The sequence below is a fragment of the Faecalibacterium sp. AM43-5AT genome (assembly GCF_003603345.1).
In the GTDB taxonomy this organism is placed as follows: Bacteria; Bacillota; Clostridia; order Oscillospirales; family Ruminococcaceae; genus Faecalibacterium; species Faecalibacterium taiwanense.
On the sequence record NZ_QVGZ01000001.1, the window covers coordinates 336,142 to 356,742 of the forward strand.

Below are 20,601 nucleotides of genomic sequence, written 5' to 3' on the forward strand. Positions count from 1 at the left end.
AGGTTGAGTTTGAGTTTTCGGGCAAAAATAAAAAGCCCCGCAAATGCAGGGCTTATCGGTCAATGTGATTCGAGGTAGTTGTAGGCCATCCGGCTGACCCCGGCTTCCGTGTAGCACTTTCCGAGTGCTCCAGCGACTTCTGCCCACGAGTAGCAGCGGACAAACCGCAGCCGGAAGATCAGATAAAGCCGGGCATCCATGATGCTCTTGCAGTACGCCTCGACCTTGGGCTTTTCTTCCGCTGCCTGTTCCTCCAGCCAGCGGACACGCTCATCCATGTCAGCCAGTTCCACAGCCAGATCTGCCACCTTGTCCCGAACACCGGGCGTATGCGGCATACCCGTCAGCTGTGGGGAGGCAGGATTGATTTTCTGCCGAAGATTCTCCAAGGCCTCACGGTCTTTTTCGAGGGTCATCTGAATGTCATAATACTTGGACAATTCCTGTAATGTCACAGCCTACCTCCGTCATAATTCAGCTGCCGTTTTGCAACGGTGCTTCTGTTATTTTATCACATTTTGCCGTTGGAAGATAGACAGGAATCCCAGAAATTATGTGGTCCGCTCCAATTTTGCACAATCCCGGCACCTTGTAGGTCTGGCCGTGCGAATCGATGCGCCAGATGGGCGGGTCGAGAGGAATGTAATGCGCACAAGACATACAGTTCATTCGTCCACCCTCTCGATTTTCGGGTACGGTTCCCGGCCCAGAGGGACAGGCCCATGAGAGCGATATGTGGTGCCGGGTGCCTCTTTTTTATCCTCTGGCGCATCAAGCCACTGCTGGTGCTCGATGGCGTGGACGAGGTCAATGCACGTTCCCCATGAATCATGCTGCCGTCCACGGTAGCCACGCGGCGGGAAAGCCATTTTGTAGGCGGCATCAAACAAATTCTTGATGTTGCTACACCGCTTTTGAAGAGCGGTATCGTAAGTGTACTTTCCAGTGAGAGCTTTGACGCGGGGTATGCCGTCATACGCCAGATCTTCAGCCAAATCATCGAACTGCCCCATGCGTAGCCTCATATACTCGTCCACAGCCAGCCCGATGACGCGCAGCTGCTCTTCCGAGATCTCAATGCGGTACTTCATTTTCATCGTCCTTTTCCGTTTTTCTCATGCCCAAGAAATCACCAATCCCGTAGCTTCCATCCTTGCAGCTGTGAAATTCAAACTGTGTTGGCGCGTTTGGAGATTCAAACTGCGGGGTGATGCCAGAAGATTCGAGAACTGTATACATAGTGGCCGTGGCCGCCGTGTCCTTGTCGCCTGTTCCAGAGTGACAGAATTCTTTTCCGCAGAGGCGGCATTTATAGATTGCCATGTACATTTCCATCTGTTTGCTTACCTCCTTCGTATTCGCCGGACAGCACCAGAGCCATGGCCTCACAGATGATGGTTACCTTGACCCGTTCAAGGTTTTCCCATGACAGGTCTTTCGACCTGTCCTTGCGCTGCCCGGCGGTCTTCTGCATCAGCATCTGACGCAGTTCCATGCAGGCCTCTTTGAGAGCCGGGTAGTTGGCTTTCATCCCGCCCATCTGCATAAAGCTCCACATGGTATCCAGCATCGGGTTTTCCCATGGTTCAGGCTTTACCATCGGCAACCTCAATTTCCTGCACATAGCACCAACTCTGGGGCGGTCGCTGCGCTTCCACAGGCCGCACACCAAACCGCGTGTTTAGCAAGCCCGTGAACGGCCGCAGCTCGCGCGGATTGTCATAAATTTTCAGGTCGGAAATGTGCCAGCCATACAAGTCTTTCAAATCTGCATAACTCATCCCGGACTTCCATCCGGCATAGTCTTTGACTTGCGGTACTGTGAGACAGCTTCCAGCAATTGCAGATTCGATATCTTCTTTGACGACACAGTATTCAGGGCCAATGCGTCGGATGTCATCGCAGATAAATTCGCCGACAACCATTCCGTCAACCCTGCGGTCGAATAGCTTATGAGACCTATCGTCGAAATATAAATGGTCAACGGCTTTCCAGCAGAAAAATTTCGTTCCTTTCGTGCAATATATGTAGCACTTAAAAGGTTCTTTCAACGAGACCGGTCTTGTCTTACGGATTTCCACCGTTTTACAGCCCGAAAAGATACGGCTGCACCATTCGGGCCGGATGCTCAAAAGAACTGCTTTCACTTTTCGTCAACCTCCGCGCACGCCCTGCGGCAGGGTTCGCACTTTTTGTACGGCTCTTCGAGCCAGCAGTTGAACAGCAGGCACTTCGGCTTCCTGTATTCAGGCGGAGCCTTGTTTCCGTGAGTTTGGGTGCGTAGTGCATGGTATTTGCATACCTCTTTGCCCCAAAAATCTCCTCCGAACTCACATTTTCCATACCCCGGCGAAACCTCATGCTTAACTGTGATGATTTTCATTTCGCTACCTCCGGCGGCTCCAGCAGCGGAGCCCAGAACTTCACAGCACCATAGGGCGTATCTGCCGCCGGTCGGCCATCCTCGATGTACCACTTGCCGTTTTCAATCCAGCCCTTCATGGTGTTCCGGCTTTCGCAGCAGACCCACACAAGTTCGCTCATGATGCAGCAGTGCTTTTCTCCCGCGTTCTCCCAGCTTTCGTCGTGGACAGGCGGCGGGGTTTTGGCATCGTGCCACGATACACGACGGATAAAGTCAACGACCATGCGGGATGCTTCTTTCAGCTTTTGAGCAGCTTGTTCCTTGCCATTGAATCCGCCATAATACTCAGCCTCGGCCAGAGCGTCCATATCGGTTTCCGGGTCGATAAAGCGCAGTGCTTCTTCCAGTGTCATTTTGAACACCCCCTTTTCAGACAGATCCATGGATAACCGTTTCTGCGCGGGCTATGCGTGTAAACCATCGTTGCGCTGCGGCAGAAGTGGTACTCTGCACATCCCGCACAAAAATCCTTGCGGTTCTCGTAAAGTGTTTTGGCCTCATAGTCCGGCGGGGCATCAGGGCTGACTCTCTTGGAGTACATAAACATGCTGTCCCAGTAGAACCTGACCTCGTCGGCTTCTTCCTGCCGGCTGATCTGCCCGGAAACATTGATTGCGACAAGCGCGATGGACAGCAGCACCGCGATGCCGATGCCGACAGGAATTACAATTGCCCAGTTCATTCCGTGTACCTCCGTGTGTCTTTGTTCCAGTGCAGCGTGATGGGGTTGCCGCACTTGCACGGCACTGTAAATTCCTGTTCCGCAATGTTGGTCTTGCCCTTGGCGTGGAACTCGCAACAGCTGCATTGGAACTCATACGGCGCAAGGCCACGTTCCAGTGAAATCGTAGCCCCGCAGCGGCAGCCGATGGACATTTGCGCAACGTGGAGGTATGTACCGAACTCCTTGCCGCAGCAGGGGCAGGTCAGGCGCAGAAGCCCACGTGCGCCGGGCTCCGGCGGGCGATTACTCTTTCTCATGGTCGGCTCCTTTCTCGGTCTGAAACCGAATCACTTCCCGGAACAGCAGCTCATTGTTGTGCTCCGATTCAGTCATAAAGTTGATGTACTCCCGGAACAGCTGGCGGTCATGCTGCTGCCGGCTGGTTTCGCCCAGCAGGGCACCGATAGCCACGCCCACGGCCAGCAGCGCAATGTTGATGAAGATCTGATCAAGCATTGTCATCACCCAGCACTTTCTCGATGAGGTCAAAGACCATTTCTCGGTCTTCGGTGGTCAGAAAGTCAGCCGCCATGATTTCAAACTTGAGGCGGTCAGCGTATTCTTTCAGGTCATCCATGGTTTACTCCTCTCCCAGCCGGGCAAGGATCTCGTCGCCCTTGTCCAGCAGTTCATCTCGCCGCTTTTTCTGCTCGGCCTCCAGCTTTTCCATTTCAGCCTGATACTTTTTCAGCGTTCCCGGCCGGAAATGCTTGCTCTGCCCCATACGGATTTTTGCGGCAATTTTCTTGTGCCGTTCAACGGTCTGGCGCAGTTCAGTGTCCGTGGTCAGAATCTGGTAGCGATGGTGGCAGCCGGGGCAGGTGAAATACTGCACCATGTAATCGCCGCTCCATGTACTGCGGATGCCGGCTGTCTGGATGCTGAACGGTGTGCCGCAGCGGTCGCACTTTACAAGGTCGGTCATTCGCCATACTCCTTTCTGCACAGCTGGAACGCATTGCAGTGGTCATCGCAGGTCTTGCAGCACTTGTCGCATCCGGGATGCGCCGCCTTGCAACCTTCGCAGGGCGCATCTGCCTTTTTAGGGGCATTGGTGGAAAAGATGGCATGGGTTCCGTTCTGCAATGCCTTTTCTTCGTCAGACATTTCATAGCCCAAGGCTACCAGCAGAGTGTAAATAGCGTCGAGACTGCCGTTTTCCTCCCAGCCGTACCCGCCGCTCTGGCAGTCGGGTTTCCAGACCCAGCCCCAGTATCCGTTGCTACCATCGTCAGCGGCCGAATAAGCCAAGGAGAGCAGTGCCTTTTCCGGCTGGTTGCTGAACACCGAGGCGTTTTCCAAATAATCAAGCAGGTCAACGCCGTCCGTTTCTGGGGGTGCAATGCCCAGCAGCTTGATTGCCAACTCGCCATCGCAGCTTGAATCGAACGCATCCACAGCAAAGCGGACGATTTCGCCCAGATGCTTTTTGCACTCTGCCGTGGAGAGCTGCGCCACAAAGTCCCGGCGCAGTTCAAACATATAGTTTGTGAGGGCGGCAAGCTGGTCCTTATAGAACTGTTCCTGCTGCCGCTTTTCCTCTCGCTTAGCCGTTTCCGCATTCTCTTTTCCCAAATCGCGCTCTTTGTAGAGGTCAATCTGGTTTTGGCTGACCTTGTAGCAGTACGCTACGCTATCGGCATCGTCCGGTACTTCAACGTCCTTGCCGGTGTTCCAATATCCGTACCCGGCAACGTGTGTGTGAGTACTGTAATCGGCATCAGGATTTTCCACAGCAAATTGGCGAAGCTGCTCAATCCATTCAGCCTTTCGATGCTGGTATTTCTGGTCAGACAAGGCATTCTGCATGGCGCGGTTGAAGTTCTGGGTACCGAGGGTTTCCAGCACCTTGTTCCGGGCATCCAGATCCTCGATTTTGTTGAGTTCAACAAAATCGGAAAGGGTTGCGCCACGCTGCTCTGCCTTTTTGAAGTTGTCGTGGTTCAGTTCCAGCAGCTTGATGCGCCGCCGGATAGTGGACTGAGAAAAGCCGGAGCGGTCTGCGACACGCTCCACAGTATCGCCCATGTCCAGCATCATCTGGAAGCCCTGCGCCTGCTCGTAGACGGTGAGATCGGACCGCTGCATATTCTCAACCATCATGGTTTGCAGCTGCTCTTTCTCGTTCATATCGACCACAGAGCAAGGCAACTCAAACTTGCCAGCCTGCTGCGCTGCCGCCGCCCGGCGGTGTCCGATGATGATGGTGTAGTCCTCGCTGGACCACACGGCCTTGGGTGTCCATGCCGCTTCTGCTGCCGAAGCGTCGCCGCCATCGGCAATGCACCGGGCAATGTACTCCTGCTTGCCGAGGTAGTGACCCGGAATGACGGTCAGGTTCTGGTACACGCCGTTTTCCTTGATGCTGGCGGCCAATTCTGTCAGGTCACCCAGTTCCTTGCGAGGGTTATCCGGGTGCGGATACAGCTGCCGGATGGGGATGTAAGTAATGTCTGCCATGGTGTTTACTCCTTTCTGAATTCGGGTCAGAAAAACGTGAGCTGCCCGGTGCGGGTTTCGTTAAGAGCCGCTTTTTCGGGTGCTTTAGGCTCAGTTTTGATAGATTTTTGCAAATTTTCGGGCTTAGTTTCCGGCTTTTCGATTTTAGCAGGCTGCTCTTTCGGTTTCATCAGCAGATTCATCTTGGCTATCTGCCGCCGCATATACCACACATCCGTGGAGAAGAACGGCATATACCAGATGCGATTCTGCGGTCCGGCCGGGAGAAGTCCTCGGTCATCGTAAGCAGTTGCCGGGTCTGTGATGGTGTTACCGATGACTACATATCCAGCGCAGCCCATGAAGCTGCACTGGATGTAGCACATCAGGCCCACAATAAAGTCAATGTCTTGGGCAACGACAAGGACTTTGTTGTGGTAGCAAATATTTCTGCTCTTGCAGATATTCAGAAAGGCCAGCAGTGTTGCGCCCGCTCCGCAAGCCGGGTCTGACACGGAGATGAAGCCCTCCATGTCAGGCACGAGTTTGGCATCGAATGTAATCTCTGCCATACAGCGGCACACATCGTATGGAGTGAAGAACTGGCCAGCATGGTCATTTCCCAACTCACACATCATGTACAGTGACCCCAGAAAATCCTGATCCGGGTTCTGCTCCATTCCCATGACCACCTCGGCCAGCATTTCGGCCATGCCGTTCCTCTCCGCTGCGGAGTATTTGGAAATGATGGTCTGGTAGTCCTTGGCTCGTTCCAGGGCGTTTACCTTGTCCGTCGAGTTGGAGATCTCGATGGCCGTCAGGTGGATGAAATCCCGCCAAATCTCCCAGCGGCTATGCTTCCCAGTCAGCCCCTCGAAGATTTTGAGGAAGTTTTTCTGGTGGTCATCACGGATGCTGCGCGTCACTGCTGCCTTTGCCATGGGTTATTCCTCCTCTGTGTCAGCGAGGAGATAGTGGCCGTTAGAGAACTCGATTACGCCGGCCGACTCCATCTCGTCCAGCAGGGCGATGGCCTTTTCAGCCGTCACGCCCATCTGCTCCTCCAACATGGCCTGCGTGATGCCGTTGTTCTGCCGGGCAATCTCGGTGGCCTGCGTCAGTTCGTCAGAGGTAGGCTCGTCCTCCTCGTCATCCTCAATTTCTTCCAGCGGTTCGGCCTCCCCGGGGAGATTCGAAGAATCAGGCTCATTTTCCCGGGGCGCATCCTGCTGCCCACCGGATTCCGGAATATCCGGCATTTTGTAGCCGAGAGCTGCCAGCTTGCCGCCCTCAACCAGATCCCGGAAGAAGAACTGGAGCCAGAGGTAGTGCATATTCTTGAAGATGTTCTTGATTTTGTTGAACAGGGTGTCGGAGATCGTGAACGTCTTGCTCATGCGGTAGGTCAGGTTGCCGTCCTTGACGGTGAACAGGATGGATGCGCCCGGCGAGATGTAATTGTCCTCGGTCGCTTCTTCCAGCATCGACATCTGCTCACCAACGCCGCCCAGCGGACGGATAACCAGCTTGATGGGATATGCGTTCTTGATGAACACATAGCTCAGGTTGTTGGCCTCGCAGATGCCCTTGAGTTTTTCACGGTAGACTGCGAAACGTGCGGATTCAGACAGAGAATTATCCATGATGAAGCTCCTTTCAAGTAGCTTTTAAGTAGTCGAAAATTTGTAGTCGTTCTCCCGGTTCTCGATGGCGGTCAGGCCAAGTGCGTAGGCTGCCCACACATCGGCCTTAAAGCCATAGAAGAAATCCGGCTTTTTCTTTGTGCCCTTGCCGTTTTTCAGGTCATGGGCTGCAAATCGGTCAATCAACGCCCGCCGGATGGAGGTATCGTTGGCTCTGCTGTCGTGGCAAATGTGCTTTTTCTCCTCGATGCGGCACAGCATTCGCACCGGGCATTGGTCGGAAAGAACTTGGTAAAAGCGGCCGATCCAGACCGTAGTGTCGAAAACATCCCGACCAACCGACATTCCATAGGATGCCACCATTTCAATGACCGCCCACCGCCATCCCTGCTCGACAGCCGATTCCAGCTTTTTCAGCAGTTCTTCGTTGTCGATTTTGCCGAACTCCAGCGGTCGGAGCGTTTTCTGGTCAATCACGCAGTAGCCGGATTGCACATTGCCGGGGTCAATAGCGATGATGGGCATCACAGGTACGACCTCCCGAACTCCTTGATGAACTTTGCTTCCGGCCATCCGTAGTATTCCATGGCCTTTTTCTGCGCCCACTTTTTCAGGCGGAGGTCTGCCTCCCGGTTGGTATGTACGGCAGTCACGCCGTTCTGGTGGCACCAAGGGCAGAGGTTCGCCCACAGGCCAAGCCGCTTGCTCTTATCCCGGTACGGTCCGAAAAATACTTCGTGCCGGGCGGTGCGATACCGCCCACAAATCAGACAGGTGGGGCTCTGGCTGAGGATGCTGGGTGCATAGCCATTGCTGTCCAGCTTCTCGCCGTATTCATTTTGTGCCATATCAACGTCTCCTCCTACGCTCAAACGACTGCTGGGAAACCTGCTGCATAATCTCCTGAACCTTGTCCTGCACACCCTGCTCGGCCAGTACGTTGACGGGCTGTGAGGTGGCACCGATGCGGCCAAGGGTCTGTGCCCGGACACGCTTGATGAAATTCAGCTGCTGCTTACGGAACTCTTTGTCCACTTCCACGGCATCCTTGCTGCCATCGATATCAGCAACTTCCAGATCCGGGGATTGCATGGCATCAGCAGCACAGCGGCGCAGCTTTTCCATCGCAACATCCAGACCATCCTCATGCCCCCACTTGTTCAGCTGCTCATAGTTGGCATGGCTTTCCTTGCGCAACCGTTCCAAGCGGTCTGGACCGTAGTGCAGCACATCAATAACCGCCTTGGCGTAAATCTGCCAAGCAATTTTGGCAGCTCTGTCGCCAGCCATGCGGTACTGCTGCTCTTTGCGCCCACGAGGCATTCTCACCATCGGGATTCGGTAGTCAGAAGAAACGCACCCAGCCAACCAGCTTTCCCGGATTGCCTCGGCCTTGTCCTTGGAGGGTCTGCCGTTTGCATCCGGGGTCATAATGACCTCGGTGTTCTGGTTCTCCAACTCGTCAATTCTAGCTTTAATGCGCTCCAGTCTGGTCTTGCCGACACCGAACTCCTGATGCAGCGCAATGGTGGTGCACAAACCCACGATTTGTCCGACCGCCTGTCTGGTATCGTCCATTTCGGTCTCAAACGGCTTTTTCACGGTTCAACACCTCCTGAAATGACCCAGACCCGGCGGGAGCCCCATCCAGACCAGCTTAGAGCCTCTGCATGGGTGTTTACCGCCACATCCAGCTTGTTACCTTTTACCGCTCCGCCAGTGTCCTGAACGACCCGGAGGCCTACGCCCTCGATATAGACCACTGTGCCGTAGGGCAGAACGCTGGTGTCAGCAGCTACGGTTACACCCGGCTGCACCTTCGCGCCGCTGGATGTGATGCCGTGCCCCTCGCCACAGATGTGGGCGTATTCCTCGGAACAATAGGCTGTGCAGCTGAACGCCCCGGCGTATGTAAGGGTCAAATCGGTCTGGGCGTTCAGTTCTGCGGTCAGCTTGTCTACCTCGGTTTGGAGTTGGTCAATGGTTTCATCACGTTCTCCGGCCATGCGCTCCCAGTTGGATGACTTGCTGGCGTAGATATCCCGCTCGGTTTCCAGATCGTTCACCCGCCGGGAGTAGGCCGTGCTTGTGAGGATGCAGCCAACCATCGCACACGAAACACACACGATCAGGCTGCGGAATGGTCTTTTCGACCTCATGCCGTGCCACCTCCAATCTGTGCCGGGACTGCGCCGCCGGGCAGAGCCGGGGGCTGCAAACTCTCAACCGGGGCATCCTGCACAGCCCGGTCAAAGCCCGGACGGACGAACTGGCGCAGATCCGCGCTGCTGCGGCTGCTGAAAATCTCCGACAGGTCTGCCGGGGAGCCAGCCCACCGCTGCACCACCATCGGGAGGGCGGCGAAGATTTTCGCGTTTTCCTTTTTGAAATCTTCGCCTTTCAGCTTGCGTCCATCGGGGGCAATGAATCCGCCGTGGGTCTGGTAGTACAGATTTGCCTCGATTTTCCGGGCAGCTGCCGCAGCCTGCGCCCAGAGGTCGTTTGCCGAGGGCTCCACAGTAGCCTGCAACTTTTTTATCTCCGCGTGCCAGTCAACAATGATCTGTTTCGGAAACCGGCACTCTGCAAATGCAGCATATAACGCCTTTTCTACAATTTCGTCAGGAACCATGCCAAATGCCTGAACGCAGGTTTTTATTTCGATTATGCACTCTTCTTTACTGCGGACACGGCCATAGCGATTGTCAATCACCGCCAGCAGTTCTTTCAGTTTTTTGTCTGTCACGTTGAGCCTCCTAAGAGTTCTCTGAAAATTTCATCGTAATCCTCGGCCGTAGAGCGTTTCGGTTGTTGCCCAGCTGAGGGCTTTCGCTGAGCTTCCCACGCTTCAAAGTCACCGGGAGTTTTGATGTTGTTCTTTTTCCATCGCCTTAATATAGATTCAATATAGCTCCACTTATGGGCACCATTCTTTGCGCCCTCGGAGATAGCCAAAAGCATCATTTCTGTGCTGAATAGTTCTCTCCAACGTTGCAAATCAGGAGTCAAGATGTGCGGCCATGTTCCAATATTTGCCTCGTAGGCATCAACTATCTTTCTGAGGTCCGTATCCAGCCTAGGGTCGTTTGCGCGGGTGCCGCCGTCCTTTATAACTAGAATATCTGTTATATTATCTTCTATATTATTAGGTCTAAAATTTGGACTAGGGTGGTCTAAATTTTGGACTACCCCCGGTCTAAAATTTGGACTAGGCGGTCTAATTTTTGGACTACCCCTCGGCGAAGCTAAATAATAGTTGTGTCGCACTCCGTTCAAGACTTCTGTCCGCTTCTGAACCAATCCTCGTTTGATGAGCTTTTCCAGCGTGTTGAACACGGTCTGTTTACTTTCTGCGCCCAACCATTCCTGCATATAGCGGATGCTTCCGGAAAACTCCGTTTCGCCATCCTGCGTAAATCCGTAGATTATTGCGTAGAGGTTCAACTCGTTCCCTTTCAAATCCAGTTCCGTGCGCATCCATCCGGGAATCATGATGTAATTGTCTGGCTTTACCATCCAACCACCTCCTTGTTGCGGTCAGAACGGCAAGTCGTCCGTGTCATCAATCTCAGAAAAGTCATCGGGATTGCCCTGCGAGTAGCCGGACTGCTGCCCGCTGGGGGCACTCTGCTGCCACTGCTGCCGCTGGCTCTGGGTGTTGAAGCCCATCTGCTGCGGCTGCTGATTCTGATAGGGCGGCTGCTGGTAGCCCGGCGGCGCCTCACCGCCATCATCCACTCGCTGCTCCGTTTTGGGGCCGCAAAAGTGAATCTTCTGGACCACAAACTCGGTGGCGGTGCGCTTCTGACCGTTCTTGTCCTCGTAGGAGCGGGTCTGGCACTGGCACTCCACAAGAGCCGTGCTGCCCTTGCGGAAATACTGGCAAACGAACTCTGCCGTTTTACGCCATGCCACGAAATTCAGCCAATCGGTAGCTCGCCGGCCATCCTGACCGACATTGTCCCGGTCAACGGCCATGCGAAAGCTGGCAACTGTCAGGCCGCTCTGTGTGGTCCGCATTTCAGGATCAGCGGCGAAGCGGCCCTGAAATGTGCAATTATTCAGCATCGGTGTCCTCCTGCTTGGTAATCAGCTCCGGATGAACTGCAAGCATCAAATCCAGCACAAAGTTACCAATGTCGTAAACGCTGCCGCGTGCACCCTTGTGATAAATGAGGCTGAGTTCGGCCTGCTTCTGGAGCAGTTCCTTGTACTCCTCAACCGGGATAGCGATGGTCTGGACGTTCAAATCTTCCATAACTGGTTCCTTTCTTCTCGCATGATGCAGACCACCTTGCGGCACTGGTCCACATCGAACATTCCAATATGCGTAAATTCAATCGGGGTGCCCATCTTCTCGGACAGCCAGCGGTAGGCCTCATTCCGGCGGCCACGGTAGGGACCGTATTTCCAGAGCGGGTCAAATGCTGCATGAGCTGCCTTTTTCCAGTTGCGCAACTCCGAATTTGCCAAGCGGCCAAGGGGTTTGTCAGACCCCTTGTGTACGCCGACATAGGCACCGCAGCGAGGGCAGAGGTAAATCATGCCGAAGCTGTGGCCGTGGTAAACCACCGAACTGTCTACGAAGTCTGCGGGCGTTCCGCAGTAGTCGCAGATGACGATTCGGCCTTTCATCGTGACCATTCCTCCTTGTACCGGGCCAACTGCTCCGGGGTATCCGTCTCGATACCCAGAGCCTTGGCTTCATCAATCGCACCGTCAATCAGGTGTGAAAATTCTTTCGTGTCCATCTTGCTGGTGTCCTTGTAAACCAAGTAGCAGTTGAACCATTTTCCGTCCTCTTCCCGCACATCAAAGCAGCGGGTGTATTTGTAGAGGTCGTGAACATCCACGCTGACCGGAAGTTTGAAGCCCACGGTGCAGCCGTCCTTATCTCTCGCAACCGTGCCGTAAGCCACAACCAGCCGCTCTTTCACAAGGTCGTCCGATTCGCCAGTTTCGGCGGCGATCTTGTTGACCAGAACATGAAAGTAGGCGTTTGCACTGTGGCTGCGCTTGTTGCGGTGCTTCTTGATTTCAATGTCCAACAGCGGTTCCTGATTCAGCTTGTCCCACAGGTTTCGGAAATCAGAATCAACTTCCAGCGTGATACGCTGCTTGCGGTTCAGGCTGAAACTCATATCCACCAGCCGCCCGGTCATAAGGCTTTCCAGTGTTCCTTGAACACATCCATCAGACCGAAAGCATCCAGCCAGTCGAAAAAGTCCGAAATGATGGGGCGAATGTCGGGCGTTTCATCCCGGCGATAGCACTCTGTCCAGACGTCCATGCCGTTGCTGACAAGGTAGGAGAACGTCTGGGCCTCCGGGATCAGCAGCATATAGGTGGGATGCTGGGTGCTGGAATAGAACTTTCCACGCTCATAGCCCTTGCTGAACTTAATGTCGTAGACGGTTCCGGCTTTGAGGGCATCGAGGCGGCCGTACAGGACAACGTCCATGCCACGCACCTTGATGGCTTTTCTGGCCTTGAATTGCAGCTGCCCGCCGTGGATGATGGCGGCGATCTGCCCGGCGGCCCAACTCCACGGATTGTCCGGGTCATCGTGCCCGGAGATGATGGAGGTCACCAGATTTTCAAAGTCGATGCCGTTCTGCATGGCCTCGGTGCGGGGCGTAGGTTCACGTTTCAGCACCAGCATGAACTCTGCCAGAGGGTCGCCCTCTGTGGTCAAATCCTCGTAGGGATTCTCCCGGATAAGGTGCAGCCACGAGGACAGCAGCGAGTGAGTAATGAGGTATGCGGCCATTTACTGCGCCTCCTCTGCGGACTTGGGAACGTACTTGACCGCGGTGGAATCGAATGCCAGACCGAGGGCGGCGATTTTGGCTTTCCACATGGCGTTCAGTTCCCGGCTGGAAGTCAGATGATGCCGCAAACCCTTGAACGGCTGCATGGCGGCGTTTGCGGTGTCTGCATCCTTGATGCCAGCAATGATTTTGCTGCCCTCCTGCATAACCTGTTCGTACGCCTCGTTCTCCTTGGCGTTTGCAGCTACTTCCTCGGCGGCCTTGCTGTTGTACTCCTCGAACAGCTTGGTCAGGAAGTCGTTCTGGCTGCCGGGAGTGAGGGCCGGAATCTTGTAGATGCCGTGGATGCCACGGGTGCCTTTGGCGAAATACTTCTCGCAGTTGGAGAAGCCAATGGTGCGGTCGTTGCCGTACATCTCCACGAAGCCGCCCAGATCCATAGGCTCCCAGACGTTGTTCTTGGTCTGGCCCTCGACCTTGATGCGGAGGCGGGTGTTGTCGCCATCCTTTTCTTCGGTGGCATGGAACACGACCACGATGTTCTTCTTCAACTCATAGAAGCAGTAGTCCATCAGCCGGACGAACTCACGACCTACGAAGCCGTAACCTTTGAGGGACAGGCTGCCATCACGCTGGCCGTACTTGGGGTTTTGCTTGATAGCCCACAGGCCCATCAGGGAAATCAGCTTACCGGCGGTATCAAACACCAGCGTCTCAAAGTCGTTGAGGTTCTCAGGCTTCAGGTCGTTCAGAATCTCGTCATAGCTACGGGGCTGGATGTACGGCATACGGTAGCGAGGCTCGATACGGTCAATGCCGAAATCGCAGTCGATGTGCAGCGGGCGGGGTGCGGACAGGGCCAGAGTGGACTTGCCGATGCCGGGGTAGCCAGCAATCAGCATACGGATTTTCTTTGCGCCATCCTGAATGTCATTGGGGTTGCGAATCATAATGTTTACTCCTTTTCTCTTGGTGGGTTTACTTGTGGAACATAACGGTCTTGCCAGTGGTACGGTTCAGCAGAACCATATGATCCGGGGCATCCCGGACGCAGAGGTACAGGCGGGAATCCCAGCCCTGTGCGGAAAGGGCTTCTTTCTGCTTGCGGGTCAGCCTTTTTGGCCGGGCATTCATGTGTCTACCGCTCATACGGCGCTCACCTCCTCATTCCAGCGCTTCAACAGCGAGGGCTGCATGGTGATGATCTTGTAGCCGGTGGCTTCCAGTTCAGTACTGCGATCATAGCTCTGCACGTCCTGTGCGTGCCGTGTGACGGCGTTTGCCAAACCATAGAGGGAAAGGTCACCGCCTGCGATAAGATGCCCCAGAATGCCATCGCTCTCGTTCTGGCGGAGATTGAACTCCTTGGCCGCAAGCTCAACCACCTTGGGAGCCGCCGCCGGGAGAATGGGCGCTTCCTTGGCATCCCGGAGTTTCTGCACCAGTGCATTGAACCGGGCTTCATCGACCGCCGCCCGGACGGTGTCCTCAATCTTCATCAGGAACGCCCGGTCATCGGCTTCGATGGTCTCATCCCGGAAAATCCCGAAATCGCCATCCACGCTTTCGTTGATGCGGCCAACGTGGCGCTTGCCAACACCCACATCCGCCACCATGCCATTGGTGCAGACAAGCCGGTAAATCAGCGGCTTCACGGACACGCTGCCCATGCCGACCTCAGAATTGGAAATCAGAATGCCAGCCTGAACAATGTCCCCCGGCACCACCTCGGTCTGGATGCGCTCATTGACCACCTTGATGTACATGCGGGTATCGGTCAGCTCACAGCTTTCAATGCGGGCGCCCTGCATTTCAGAAATAATCGGCAGGACCGTCTGGGCTACCTCGTAATTGTCGATGCGGCGGTAACGGTCGGAGAGAATGGCGCGGGCGGTGCCATCAAGGGTGCGAACCATGCGGCGGGTGTCCGGGGACTGCTGGAACCAGCCATTGACGTTTGCCATCAGCAAGCCGGGGTTCTCTGCCCGCATCCGCTCGTAGTAGGGTGCCGGGATTTTCAGCTGCAATCCCAGTTGACGGTGAGCATTCTCATTCAGCTGGAATGGGGTGTTGCCAATCACGAGGTCAAAGTTCTCGTTGACGGCGGTCATCTGCATAGCACCCGCCGTGGCAACGTAGTCCTTTTTGACCTTGGCTTGCCGATCAAGTTCAATCGCCAATTCCTGCAAACTTCTTCCATATTTCATAGGGTTACTCCTTTTCCGGGAAGCACTCGTTGACTTCCCATGCATCGACCGCTTCAAGGCAGCGGTCACAGCCTACGATTGTTCCATCCTCGGCGCGATAGACGGTATCGCACGGATGGTGGCAGATGGGGCACACAGGAGGGTCAGGGTAGCCAGCCTCCGCATCAGTCCTCGGATACAGCATCCAGCACCTCCCGGAGTGTCCGACCAATCCAGCAGCCTACGCCATCGAACGTACCGTTGCTGTCCAGCCAGACGAACAGAGCTGCAATGGCGGCAGTCAGAACGAACTGCGCCGCCGGGAGCCGGGCTGCTGCTTGTTCTGCGGTGATGCCGTACATGGCCATCAGAATCTTAATCATTCTTATTCTCTCCTTTCTTTCTCTGCTGGTAGGCCTCCCACTCGGCATCCAATATCGCCCGCCCATTCGGCATGGCAATGATGTTGAGATAGAGTTGCTTGCAGCCTCGTGCCAGCATTTTGGCAGTTTCAGGGCTGATTTCATCCAAGTGGATGTGTGGAATACTATCCATGTGAACCTCCGTTGTTCAGTTTAACTGAACTTACAGGGCAAAAAAATAATCTGGGATGTCCGACACTTCGATTTTTAGTGCCTGACACGCAGCTTCGATTTCGTCCTGTTTCCAGTCAACCTTACCGTTGAGTTTGAGAGAGGTGGTGCGGTCCGACCATCCCATACTCTTACCAAATGCCCCTCTGGTTCCGAAAATCTCAACGATTCGGCCCAGCAGCTTGTTATAGCTTCTCTGCATCGTTTTCACCTCTTTTCCGTTCGGTTCAGTTTAACTGAACTGTTCACACTTTACCACAACGATTTCTCCTTGTCAATACAAAAATTCACTTTTTTTGAACTTTTGGGCTGGAATACTTGAACTTTTGTTTATACCATGATATGATGTAACCATACCGGAGGTGAACCAAATGAAGCCATCAACGACCGCAGAACGTCTGCAAGAGGCTATGAATATCAGAGGTCTGAAACAGGTTGATGTTTTGAGGCTTGCAGAGCCGTACTGCCACGCTTACGGTGTCAATCTTGGAAAAACCGCTTTGACCCAATATGTTTCAGGGAAAATCGTTCCTCGGCAAGATAAGCTAACCATCTTGGGATTAGCCCTTGATGTTTCAGAGGTATGGCTGATGGGATACGATGTTCCCATGGAAAGAAAAACTGCGCCCATCCCCATGGAAGAGGATGAGCGCAGCAAAGAGTTCGTCGAACTATTTAATCAGCTCAGCACCGAGCAGAAAAAGGCCGTTCTATATGTTATGAAAGGCTTTTTAGAAAAGCAATGACACGTTCTTGATCTTCTGCTGACAGATGCAAGAACAGTTCAAGTGCCAGCATGGCGCGAAGCTGCTCTCGGACATCATCGGAATCGATGGAAACGTCCATAATATTCCGCTCCTTTCTGTAAAATTACTGCCAGCAGTTTATCTGATTATACCAGAATAACATACGGTTTTCAGCCGTTTGTAAAATAATGCCAGAATACGATGAATAATTATGATTTTGACTACAACTGGCAACGTGCAGGGTAAAAACGTAACGGAATAGGTGATTTCTTATGGATTTGAAAGAAATTGCACTTCACTTGCAAGATTTTAGGAATGTCTATGTGACAGGGAATCCCGCCATGTTGAGGAGCCGGACGGATTTTCTTGATATTTTTTCAGCGTATGGTCTGGCCGCAGACATGAGCGTGTCAAAGAAGACCGGTCTTTTAATCGTGTGCAGTGACCCGATGCAAAAGAAAATCGACAGAGCTGCCGCCCTAAACATTCCAATCATTTCAGAACAGCAATGGTTTGAACTTATGCCGGAACTAGAAGCCCTCGGAATGTGGAATGGAAAGCCAATTCCGTTTGCGGATGACAATGGCATCTACCGTTTTGATGTGGGTGGTGTTGGATAATGGCAAAAAAGAAGAAGCCCGCCGGGGGCAACGCCATCATCTATGCCCGCTACTCGTCCCATAACCAAAGGGATGTTTCCATCGAACAGCAGATTGAGGCCTGCCGGAAACACGCTGCAGAACTTGGGCTGACCATCACCGACACCTACGAAGACCGCGCGATCAGCGGCCGCACCGACAACCGTCCGGCGTTTCAACGGATGATGCGAGATGCCGAGGACGGAAAGTTTCAATATGTCTTGGCGTGGAAGTCCAACCGCATGGGTCGAAACATGATGCAGGCCATGGTCAATGAATCCCGCCTGATGGATTGCGGTGTAAAGGTGTTCTACGCCGAGGAGGATTTTGACGATTCGGCCGCTGGGCGTTTTGCCTTGCGCAGTATGATGAACGTCAACCAGTTCTACTCGGACAACTTGGCCGAAGATGTGCGCCGTGGCCTGATGGACAACGCCAGCAAGTGCATGGCGAATGGCCGGCAGCCGCTGGGCTACAAGCGTGGCGAAGATGGCAAGGTTGTTGTTGATGAACCCGCAGCAGCAATCGTCCGGGAGATTTACACTCGTATTGCTTCTGGCGAAATGTTTATGGACATTGCCCGCGATTTGAACCGCCGAGGGATAAAAACGCAGTCCGGCAGCGAATGGAACAAAAGCAGCTTCAAGGTTCTGTGCCGTAACGAGCGATACCGTGGAATTTACATATACGGCGATACCCGCATCGAGGGAGGCATCCCGCCTATCGTTGACGATGTTTTGTGGTACAAGGTGCAGGAGGTTCTCAAGGTGAAAAAAAGCAAAAATAGGCACCACTGCCCCAGCGATGAAGATTACCTCTTGACTGGAAAACTGCGGTGTGGGAAGTGCGGCGGCTACATGATCGGAATGTCCGGCAGGTCAAAGACCGGGGATGTGCATCATTACTACGCCTGTCAGAATAGACGTGTCGGCCATACCTGCGACAAGAAGAATATCCGCCGGGATGTTGTCGAGCCAGCGGTGGCACAGGCCATCAAGCAATATTGTCTGACAGATGACGCAATCGAGTGGATCACCGACCAGACTATTGCTTACTGGGAGGACGAGGACAGAAAGCTCCAGATTGACTCGATTGAAAACGATCTCTCTGCTGTGCAGTCTTCTATCTCGAACGTGATGAAAGCCATTGAGATGGGCGTTATCACTGAAACGACCCGCGACAGGCTTATCGAACTCGAACGGCAGCAGACCGACTTGAAATCGAAGTTGGCACTTGCCAAAGAGGAAATCGTCCACGTTGACCGTAAAGATCTCATTTCCAGCCTGTTGGCTTTCAGGCATGGAAATGTTCATGACCGGGCATATCAAGAAAAATTATTCAATGCTTTCTTGATAGCCGTTTATGTCTACGATGATGACCATTTGAAGCTGGTGTTTAACAGCTTCGGAAAAGACGATACCGTAAACATCGCCCTTGACCTTGGAGAAAATGACGATAATTCAGGACTTTCGGATGTGTCAAAAAGTTCGCCTATACTCTCCAACGGTCAACCAAAAAGCCATCTGGTTTATGCCGGATGGCTTTTTTCGTTCTATATTGTTATACAAAAACAGCGTACCGTCTTTGCGACGGTACGCCCATTTTTATGCAGTTATTACAGAATGCTGATGCGGCCTGCGCCGTAGGGATTCTCGTAATCCAGCAGATAGCCCGGGTAATCGGCCAGCGGGCTGTTTGCGGTGGTCAGATGCGGCAGACCCTCGCCGTCCACGCCGCCAAAGCTCATTGCGTAAGTGGACATCACGAGGTAATCCTCAGACACATAGTCCTTGATCAGCTCTGCGCCATCAAACATGGCAAAGCCATCGCCCAGATTGCGCAGAGTGTAATTCATGCCAGCCAGAGCGTAGGTCTTGCTCTCGTCCAGCGGTTCATAAGTACCGGAAGCCTTGTTGTAGATCTTCACGTTCTGCACGCGCGGAGTGCCGGTGGCACTGCCAATCCAGACATTCTTCTCGTCGGTCTGCACGGTGTTGGGGATATCGGTGTGGATCTCGTAGGAAGCGCCTGCCACATGCAGGAAGCCGCCGTTCTCCTTTTCCGTTCCGGCAAAGCGGGCCGCAAACTCCAGTGCATCCTGGATCTGCTTGCCGGTGACAGACATCAGACATGCCACATTGCCAAACGGGCTGACCTGCTTGCAGGTCTTGAAGGTCCAGTAGCCGGCTTTCTCATCGGCGCGGATGCCGCCGCCGTTCATGATAGCGATGTCACAATGCAGCTGTTCCACCTCATTGAAGTAGGAGTAAATGCCGTCGGCCACGAAGTCGCCGAGATTCGTCTCTGCCATGCGGATGCGGCGCTTGCCAGTCTCGGGGTCGGAGATGTAGAAGTTCGTATCGGCAACAGCGATCTTCTCACCCAGCATGTCGTCCACAGAAGCGACCCATGCGTTCTGGATATCGGCAACGGCACTGTCGGAGCCTTCGTAAGAGGAGATCAGACGGGTGGCAATGGAGCCGTCAGCCTTGATGGTCATTTCGCCAACATTTGCAAAATAAGAGCCGGTCTGGGTCAGGGCGACAGCCTTGCCGGACAGATCCTTCACCCACTCACACTCCATCTTGGTGTGAGAATGGCCGTCGATGAATGCATCGAAGCCGGAGGTGTGCTCGATGACTTCCTTGCTGGTCCAGGGCGAAGAGGAAGGATCAACGCCCAGATGGCCCAGACCGATCACGTAGTCAGCCAGAACCTTGGCCTTATCAATGGACTTCTGCACAGCCTTGTACAGCTTCTGGCCGTCGTCACCGCCCAGAATATCATAGATATAGCGGCTCTGGCTCTTATCCATGAAGTAAGCCGGAGTAGACTTGGTGAAGGTCTCGGGCGTGGTGATGCCCACAAATGCGATCACGCGGCCGCCGATGGTGAAGTATTTGACATCCGGCAGAACGCGGTTGCCCAGCGGCAGATTAACCCAGTTGCTGGAGAGGTACGGGAAATCCGCCTCAGCCATTACCTCTTTTGCACGGGCCATGCCGTAGTCGAATTCATGGTTGCCGGGAGTTGCAGCATCATAGCCAGCGGCGTTCATCAGCTGGATGATGGATGCACCTTCGTCCATGGAACCATATGCGGTACCCTGAATATGGTCGCCCGCATCTACCAGCAGGACATTTTTGCCTGCATCCTGATAGCTCTTTTTCAAAGCTGCGATGGCAGCATAGGTCAGTTCCGGCGATTTTTTGTCGATGTAAGTATGAACATCGTTGGTGTACAGGATCGTAATGTCCTTAAAGCTGCCGGGGTAACATGCAGACGCAGCGGGTGCGCCCAGACTCACGGCAGCAACGGCTGTGGTGACACCTGCGGCTTTCAGGAAGCTGCGGCGGGAGATAAGCTGTTTCATGGAAAAACGACCTCCTCATAAAACTCTCTTTTGTATTCTATCGGGCGCACAGAACCAGCCCGA

38 protein-coding genes are annotated in these 20,601 nt (G+C 53.9%); 3 read left to right on the top strand and 35 right to left on the bottom strand.

Annotated elements, in window-relative coordinates; translation table 11 throughout:
• Positions 1-59: 59 nt before the first annotated feature.
• The 33 genes from DW937_RS01815 to DW937_RS01960 all read right to left on the bottom strand — a co-directional run bounded on the left by DW937_RS01815 (position 60) and on the right by DW937_RS01960 (position 15,983).
• Positions 60-455, bottom strand: coding sequence for a hypothetical protein (locus tag DW937_RS01815; protein WP_133300954.1), 396 nt, complete (start codon positions 453-455; stop codon positions 60-62).
• Between the two features lie 210 nt (positions 456-665).
• Positions 666-1,091, bottom strand: a complete 426-nt coding sequence (locus tag DW937_RS01820) for a hypothetical protein (RefSeq protein WP_120119940.1) — start codon at positions 1,089-1,091, stop codon at positions 666-668.
• Entirely contained in the window at positions 1,075-1,335 is a 261-nt protein-coding gene (locus DW937_RS01825) for a hypothetical protein (RefSeq protein ID WP_120119941.1), read from the bottom strand. Before DW937_RS01825 ends, DW937_RS01820 begins: the two co-directional genes overlap by 17 nt.
• Positions 1,310-1,600 carry a hypothetical protein gene (locus DW937_RS01830; RefSeq protein ID WP_120119942.1) on the bottom strand — a complete coding sequence of 97 codons (291 nt, stop codon included), beginning with the start codon at positions 1,598-1,600 and terminating at the stop codon, positions 1,310-1,312. The genes DW937_RS01825 and DW937_RS01830 overlap by 26 nt, the downstream gene beginning before the upstream one ends.
• On the bottom strand, positions 1,587-2,147 hold the full coding sequence (locus DW937_RS01835; protein WP_120119943.1) for a hypothetical protein: 561 nt from the start codon (positions 2,145-2,147) through the stop codon (positions 1,587-1,589). Before DW937_RS01835 ends, DW937_RS01830 begins: the two co-directional genes overlap by 14 nt.
• A complete protein-coding gene (locus DW937_RS01840; protein WP_120119944.1) occupies positions 2,144-2,383 on the bottom strand; it encodes a hypothetical protein in 240 nt (79 codons plus the stop codon). The genes DW937_RS01835 and DW937_RS01840 overlap by 4 nt, the downstream gene beginning before the upstream one ends.
• Entirely contained in the window at positions 2,380-2,778 is a 399-nt protein-coding gene (locus DW937_RS01845; RefSeq protein ID WP_120119945.1) for a hypothetical protein, read from the bottom strand. The genes DW937_RS01840 and DW937_RS01845 overlap by 4 nt, the downstream gene beginning before the upstream one ends.
• Positions 2,775-3,107, bottom strand: a complete 333-nt coding sequence (locus DW937_RS01850; RefSeq protein WP_120119946.1) for a hypothetical protein — start codon at positions 3,105-3,107, stop codon at positions 2,775-2,777. The genes DW937_RS01845 and DW937_RS01850 overlap by 4 nt, the downstream gene beginning before the upstream one ends.
• Positions 3,104-3,406 carry a hypothetical protein gene (locus tag DW937_RS01855; protein ID WP_133300955.1) on the bottom strand — a complete coding sequence of 101 codons (303 nt, stop codon included), beginning with the start codon at positions 3,404-3,406 and terminating at the stop codon, positions 3,104-3,106. Before DW937_RS01855 ends, DW937_RS01850 begins: the two co-directional genes overlap by 4 nt.
• Positions 3,393-3,611, bottom strand: a complete 219-nt coding sequence (locus tag DW937_RS01860) for a hypothetical protein (protein WP_120119948.1) — start codon at positions 3,609-3,611, stop codon at positions 3,393-3,395. The genes DW937_RS01855 and DW937_RS01860 overlap by 14 nt, the downstream gene beginning before the upstream one ends.
• Positions 3,598-3,726 carry a hypothetical protein gene (locus tag DW937_RS15370; RefSeq protein ID WP_279221240.1) on the bottom strand — a complete coding sequence of 43 codons (129 nt, stop codon included), beginning with the start codon at positions 3,724-3,726 and terminating at the stop codon, positions 3,598-3,600. The genes DW937_RS01860 and DW937_RS15370 overlap by 14 nt, the downstream gene beginning before the upstream one ends.
• A gap of 3 nt (positions 3,727-3,729) precedes the next feature.
• Positions 3,730-4,074, bottom strand: coding sequence for a hypothetical protein (locus tag DW937_RS01865; protein WP_120119949.1), 345 nt, complete (start codon positions 4,072-4,074; stop codon positions 3,730-3,732).
• The gene (locus DW937_RS01870; protein ID WP_120119950.1) at positions 4,071-5,609 is read right to left on the bottom strand and encodes a ParB/RepB/Spo0J family partition protein; all 1,539 of its coding nucleotides are present in this window, start codon (positions 5,607-5,609) and stop codon (positions 4,071-4,073) included. The genes DW937_RS01865 and DW937_RS01870 overlap by 4 nt, the downstream gene beginning before the upstream one ends.
• 26 nt (positions 5,610-5,635) lie before the next feature.
• On the bottom strand, positions 5,636-6,529 hold the full coding sequence (locus DW937_RS01875) for an N-6 DNA methylase (protein ID WP_120119951.1): 894 nt from the start codon (positions 6,527-6,529) through the stop codon (positions 5,636-5,638).
• A 3-nt stretch (positions 6,530-6,532) separates the two neighbouring features.
• Positions 6,533-7,231 carry a hypothetical protein gene (locus DW937_RS01880; protein WP_120119952.1) on the bottom strand — a complete coding sequence of 233 codons (699 nt, stop codon included), beginning with the start codon at positions 7,229-7,231 and terminating at the stop codon, positions 6,533-6,535.
• Positions 7,232-7,255: 24 nt separating this feature from the next.
• A complete protein-coding gene (locus DW937_RS01885) occupies positions 7,256-7,756 on the bottom strand; it encodes a hypothetical protein (RefSeq protein ID WP_120119953.1) in 501 nt (166 codons plus the stop codon).
• Positions 7,756-8,079, bottom strand: coding sequence for a hypothetical protein (locus DW937_RS01890; protein ID WP_120119954.1), 324 nt, complete (start codon positions 8,077-8,079; stop codon positions 7,756-7,758). The genes DW937_RS01885 and DW937_RS01890 overlap by 1 nt, the downstream gene beginning before the upstream one ends.
• A gap of 1 nt (position 8,080) precedes the next feature.
• On the bottom strand, positions 8,081-8,833 hold the full coding sequence (locus DW937_RS01895) for a hypothetical protein (protein ID WP_120119955.1): 753 nt from the start codon (positions 8,831-8,833) through the stop codon (positions 8,081-8,083).
• Positions 8,830-9,390, bottom strand: coding sequence for a 3D domain-containing protein (locus DW937_RS01900; RefSeq protein WP_120119956.1), 561 nt, complete (start codon positions 9,388-9,390; stop codon positions 8,830-8,832). The genes DW937_RS01895 and DW937_RS01900 overlap by 4 nt, the downstream gene beginning before the upstream one ends.
• Complete coding sequence (locus tag DW937_RS01905) at positions 9,387-9,977, bottom strand: hypothetical protein (RefSeq protein ID WP_120119957.1); 591 nt, start codon at positions 9,975-9,977, stop codon at positions 9,387-9,389. Before DW937_RS01905 ends, DW937_RS01900 begins: the two co-directional genes overlap by 4 nt.
• Entirely contained in the window at positions 9,974-10,747 is a 774-nt protein-coding gene (locus tag DW937_RS01910) for a DnaD domain protein (RefSeq protein WP_120119958.1), read from the bottom strand. Before DW937_RS01910 ends, DW937_RS01905 begins: the two co-directional genes overlap by 4 nt.
• A gap of 21 nt (positions 10,748-10,768) precedes the next feature.
• On the bottom strand, positions 10,769-11,299 hold the full coding sequence (locus tag DW937_RS01915; protein ID WP_120119959.1) for a single-stranded DNA-binding protein: 531 nt from the start codon (positions 11,297-11,299) through the stop codon (positions 10,769-10,771).
• Positions 11,289-11,489, bottom strand: a complete 201-nt coding sequence (locus DW937_RS01920) for a hypothetical protein (RefSeq protein WP_120119960.1) — start codon at positions 11,487-11,489, stop codon at positions 11,289-11,291. Before DW937_RS01920 ends, DW937_RS01915 begins: the two co-directional genes overlap by 11 nt.
• The gene (locus tag DW937_RS01925; protein WP_120119961.1) at positions 11,477-11,866 is read right to left on the bottom strand and encodes a DUF3268 family zinc-finger domain-containing protein; all 390 of its coding nucleotides are present in this window, start codon (positions 11,864-11,866) and stop codon (positions 11,477-11,479) included. Before DW937_RS01925 ends, DW937_RS01920 begins: the two co-directional genes overlap by 13 nt.
• Entirely contained in the window at positions 11,863-12,393 is a 531-nt protein-coding gene (locus DW937_RS01930; protein WP_120119962.1) for a hypothetical protein, read from the bottom strand. The genes DW937_RS01925 and DW937_RS01930 overlap by 4 nt, the downstream gene beginning before the upstream one ends.
• Complete coding sequence (locus DW937_RS01935) at positions 12,390-13,001, bottom strand: hypothetical protein (RefSeq protein WP_120119963.1); 612 nt, start codon at positions 12,999-13,001, stop codon at positions 12,390-12,392. Before DW937_RS01935 ends, DW937_RS01930 begins: the two co-directional genes overlap by 4 nt.
• Positions 13,002-13,952 carry an ATP-binding protein gene (locus DW937_RS01940; protein ID WP_120119964.1) on the bottom strand — a complete coding sequence of 317 codons (951 nt, stop codon included), beginning with the start codon at positions 13,950-13,952 and terminating at the stop codon, positions 13,002-13,004.
• 28 nt (positions 13,953-13,980) lie between these two features.
• The gene (locus DW937_RS14815; RefSeq protein ID WP_165852858.1) at positions 13,981-14,151 is read right to left on the bottom strand and encodes a hypothetical protein; all 171 of its coding nucleotides are present in this window, start codon (positions 14,149-14,151) and stop codon (positions 13,981-13,983) included.
• Positions 14,148-15,209 carry a DUF932 domain-containing protein gene (locus DW937_RS01945; protein ID WP_120119965.1) on the bottom strand — a complete coding sequence of 354 codons (1,062 nt, stop codon included), beginning with the start codon at positions 15,207-15,209 and terminating at the stop codon, positions 14,148-14,150. Before DW937_RS01945 ends, DW937_RS14815 begins: the two co-directional genes overlap by 4 nt.
• Positions 15,210-15,213: 4 nt before the next feature.
• Complete coding sequence (locus DW937_RS14680; protein WP_133300956.1) at positions 15,214-15,393, bottom strand: hypothetical protein; 180 nt, start codon at positions 15,391-15,393, stop codon at positions 15,214-15,216.
• Positions 15,374-15,571, bottom strand: a complete 198-nt coding sequence (locus DW937_RS01950) for a hypothetical protein (RefSeq protein ID WP_120119966.1) — start codon at positions 15,569-15,571, stop codon at positions 15,374-15,376. Before DW937_RS01950 ends, DW937_RS14680 begins: the two co-directional genes overlap by 20 nt.
• Positions 15,564-15,743, bottom strand: a complete 180-nt coding sequence (locus DW937_RS01955; RefSeq protein ID WP_120119967.1) for a hypothetical protein — start codon at positions 15,741-15,743, stop codon at positions 15,564-15,566. The genes DW937_RS01950 and DW937_RS01955 overlap by 8 nt, the downstream gene beginning before the upstream one ends.
• A 30-nt stretch (positions 15,744-15,773) precedes the next feature.
• Entirely contained in the window at positions 15,774-15,983 is a 210-nt protein-coding gene (locus DW937_RS01960; protein WP_120119968.1) for a DUF739 family protein, read from the bottom strand.
• A 169-nt stretch (positions 15,984-16,152) separates the two neighbouring features.
• Here DW937_RS01960 and DW937_RS01965 point away from each other — a divergent pair, with 169 nt between their 5' ends.
• A complete protein-coding gene (locus DW937_RS01965) occupies positions 16,153-16,527 on the top strand; it encodes a transcriptional regulator (RefSeq protein WP_120119969.1) in 375 nt (124 codons plus the stop codon).
• On the opposite strand, the gene DW937_RS15375 is transcribed toward DW937_RS01965, so the two are convergent.
• The gene (locus DW937_RS15375; RefSeq protein ID WP_279221241.1) at positions 16,499-16,627 is read right to left on the bottom strand and encodes a hypothetical protein; all 129 of its coding nucleotides are present in this window, start codon (positions 16,625-16,627) and stop codon (positions 16,499-16,501) included. The genes DW937_RS01965 and DW937_RS15375 overlap by 29 nt on opposite strands.
• A 172-nt stretch (positions 16,628-16,799) precedes the next feature.
• Between DW937_RS15375 and DW937_RS01970 the strand changes: the two genes are divergently transcribed.
• Positions 16,800-17,147 (top strand): hypothetical protein, encoded by a 348-nt coding sequence (locus DW937_RS01970; RefSeq protein ID WP_120119970.1) that lies wholly within the window; start codon positions 16,800-16,802, stop codon positions 17,145-17,147.
• Positions 17,147-18,811 (top strand): recombinase family protein, encoded by a 1,665-nt coding sequence (locus DW937_RS01975; RefSeq protein WP_120119971.1) that lies wholly within the window; start codon positions 17,147-17,149, stop codon positions 18,809-18,811. The genes DW937_RS01970 and DW937_RS01975 overlap by 1 nt, the downstream gene beginning before the upstream one ends.
• On the opposite strand, the gene DW937_RS01980 is transcribed toward DW937_RS01975, so the two are convergent.
• Positions 18,781-20,538: a bifunctional UDP-sugar hydrolase/5'-nucleotidase gene (locus DW937_RS01980; RefSeq protein WP_118527033.1), complete on the bottom strand. Its 1,758-nt coding sequence runs from the start codon at positions 20,536-20,538 to the stop codon at positions 18,781-18,783. The two genes, DW937_RS01975 and DW937_RS01980, sit on opposite strands and share 31 nt — an antisense overlap.
• Positions 20,539-20,601 lie beyond the last annotated feature (63 nt).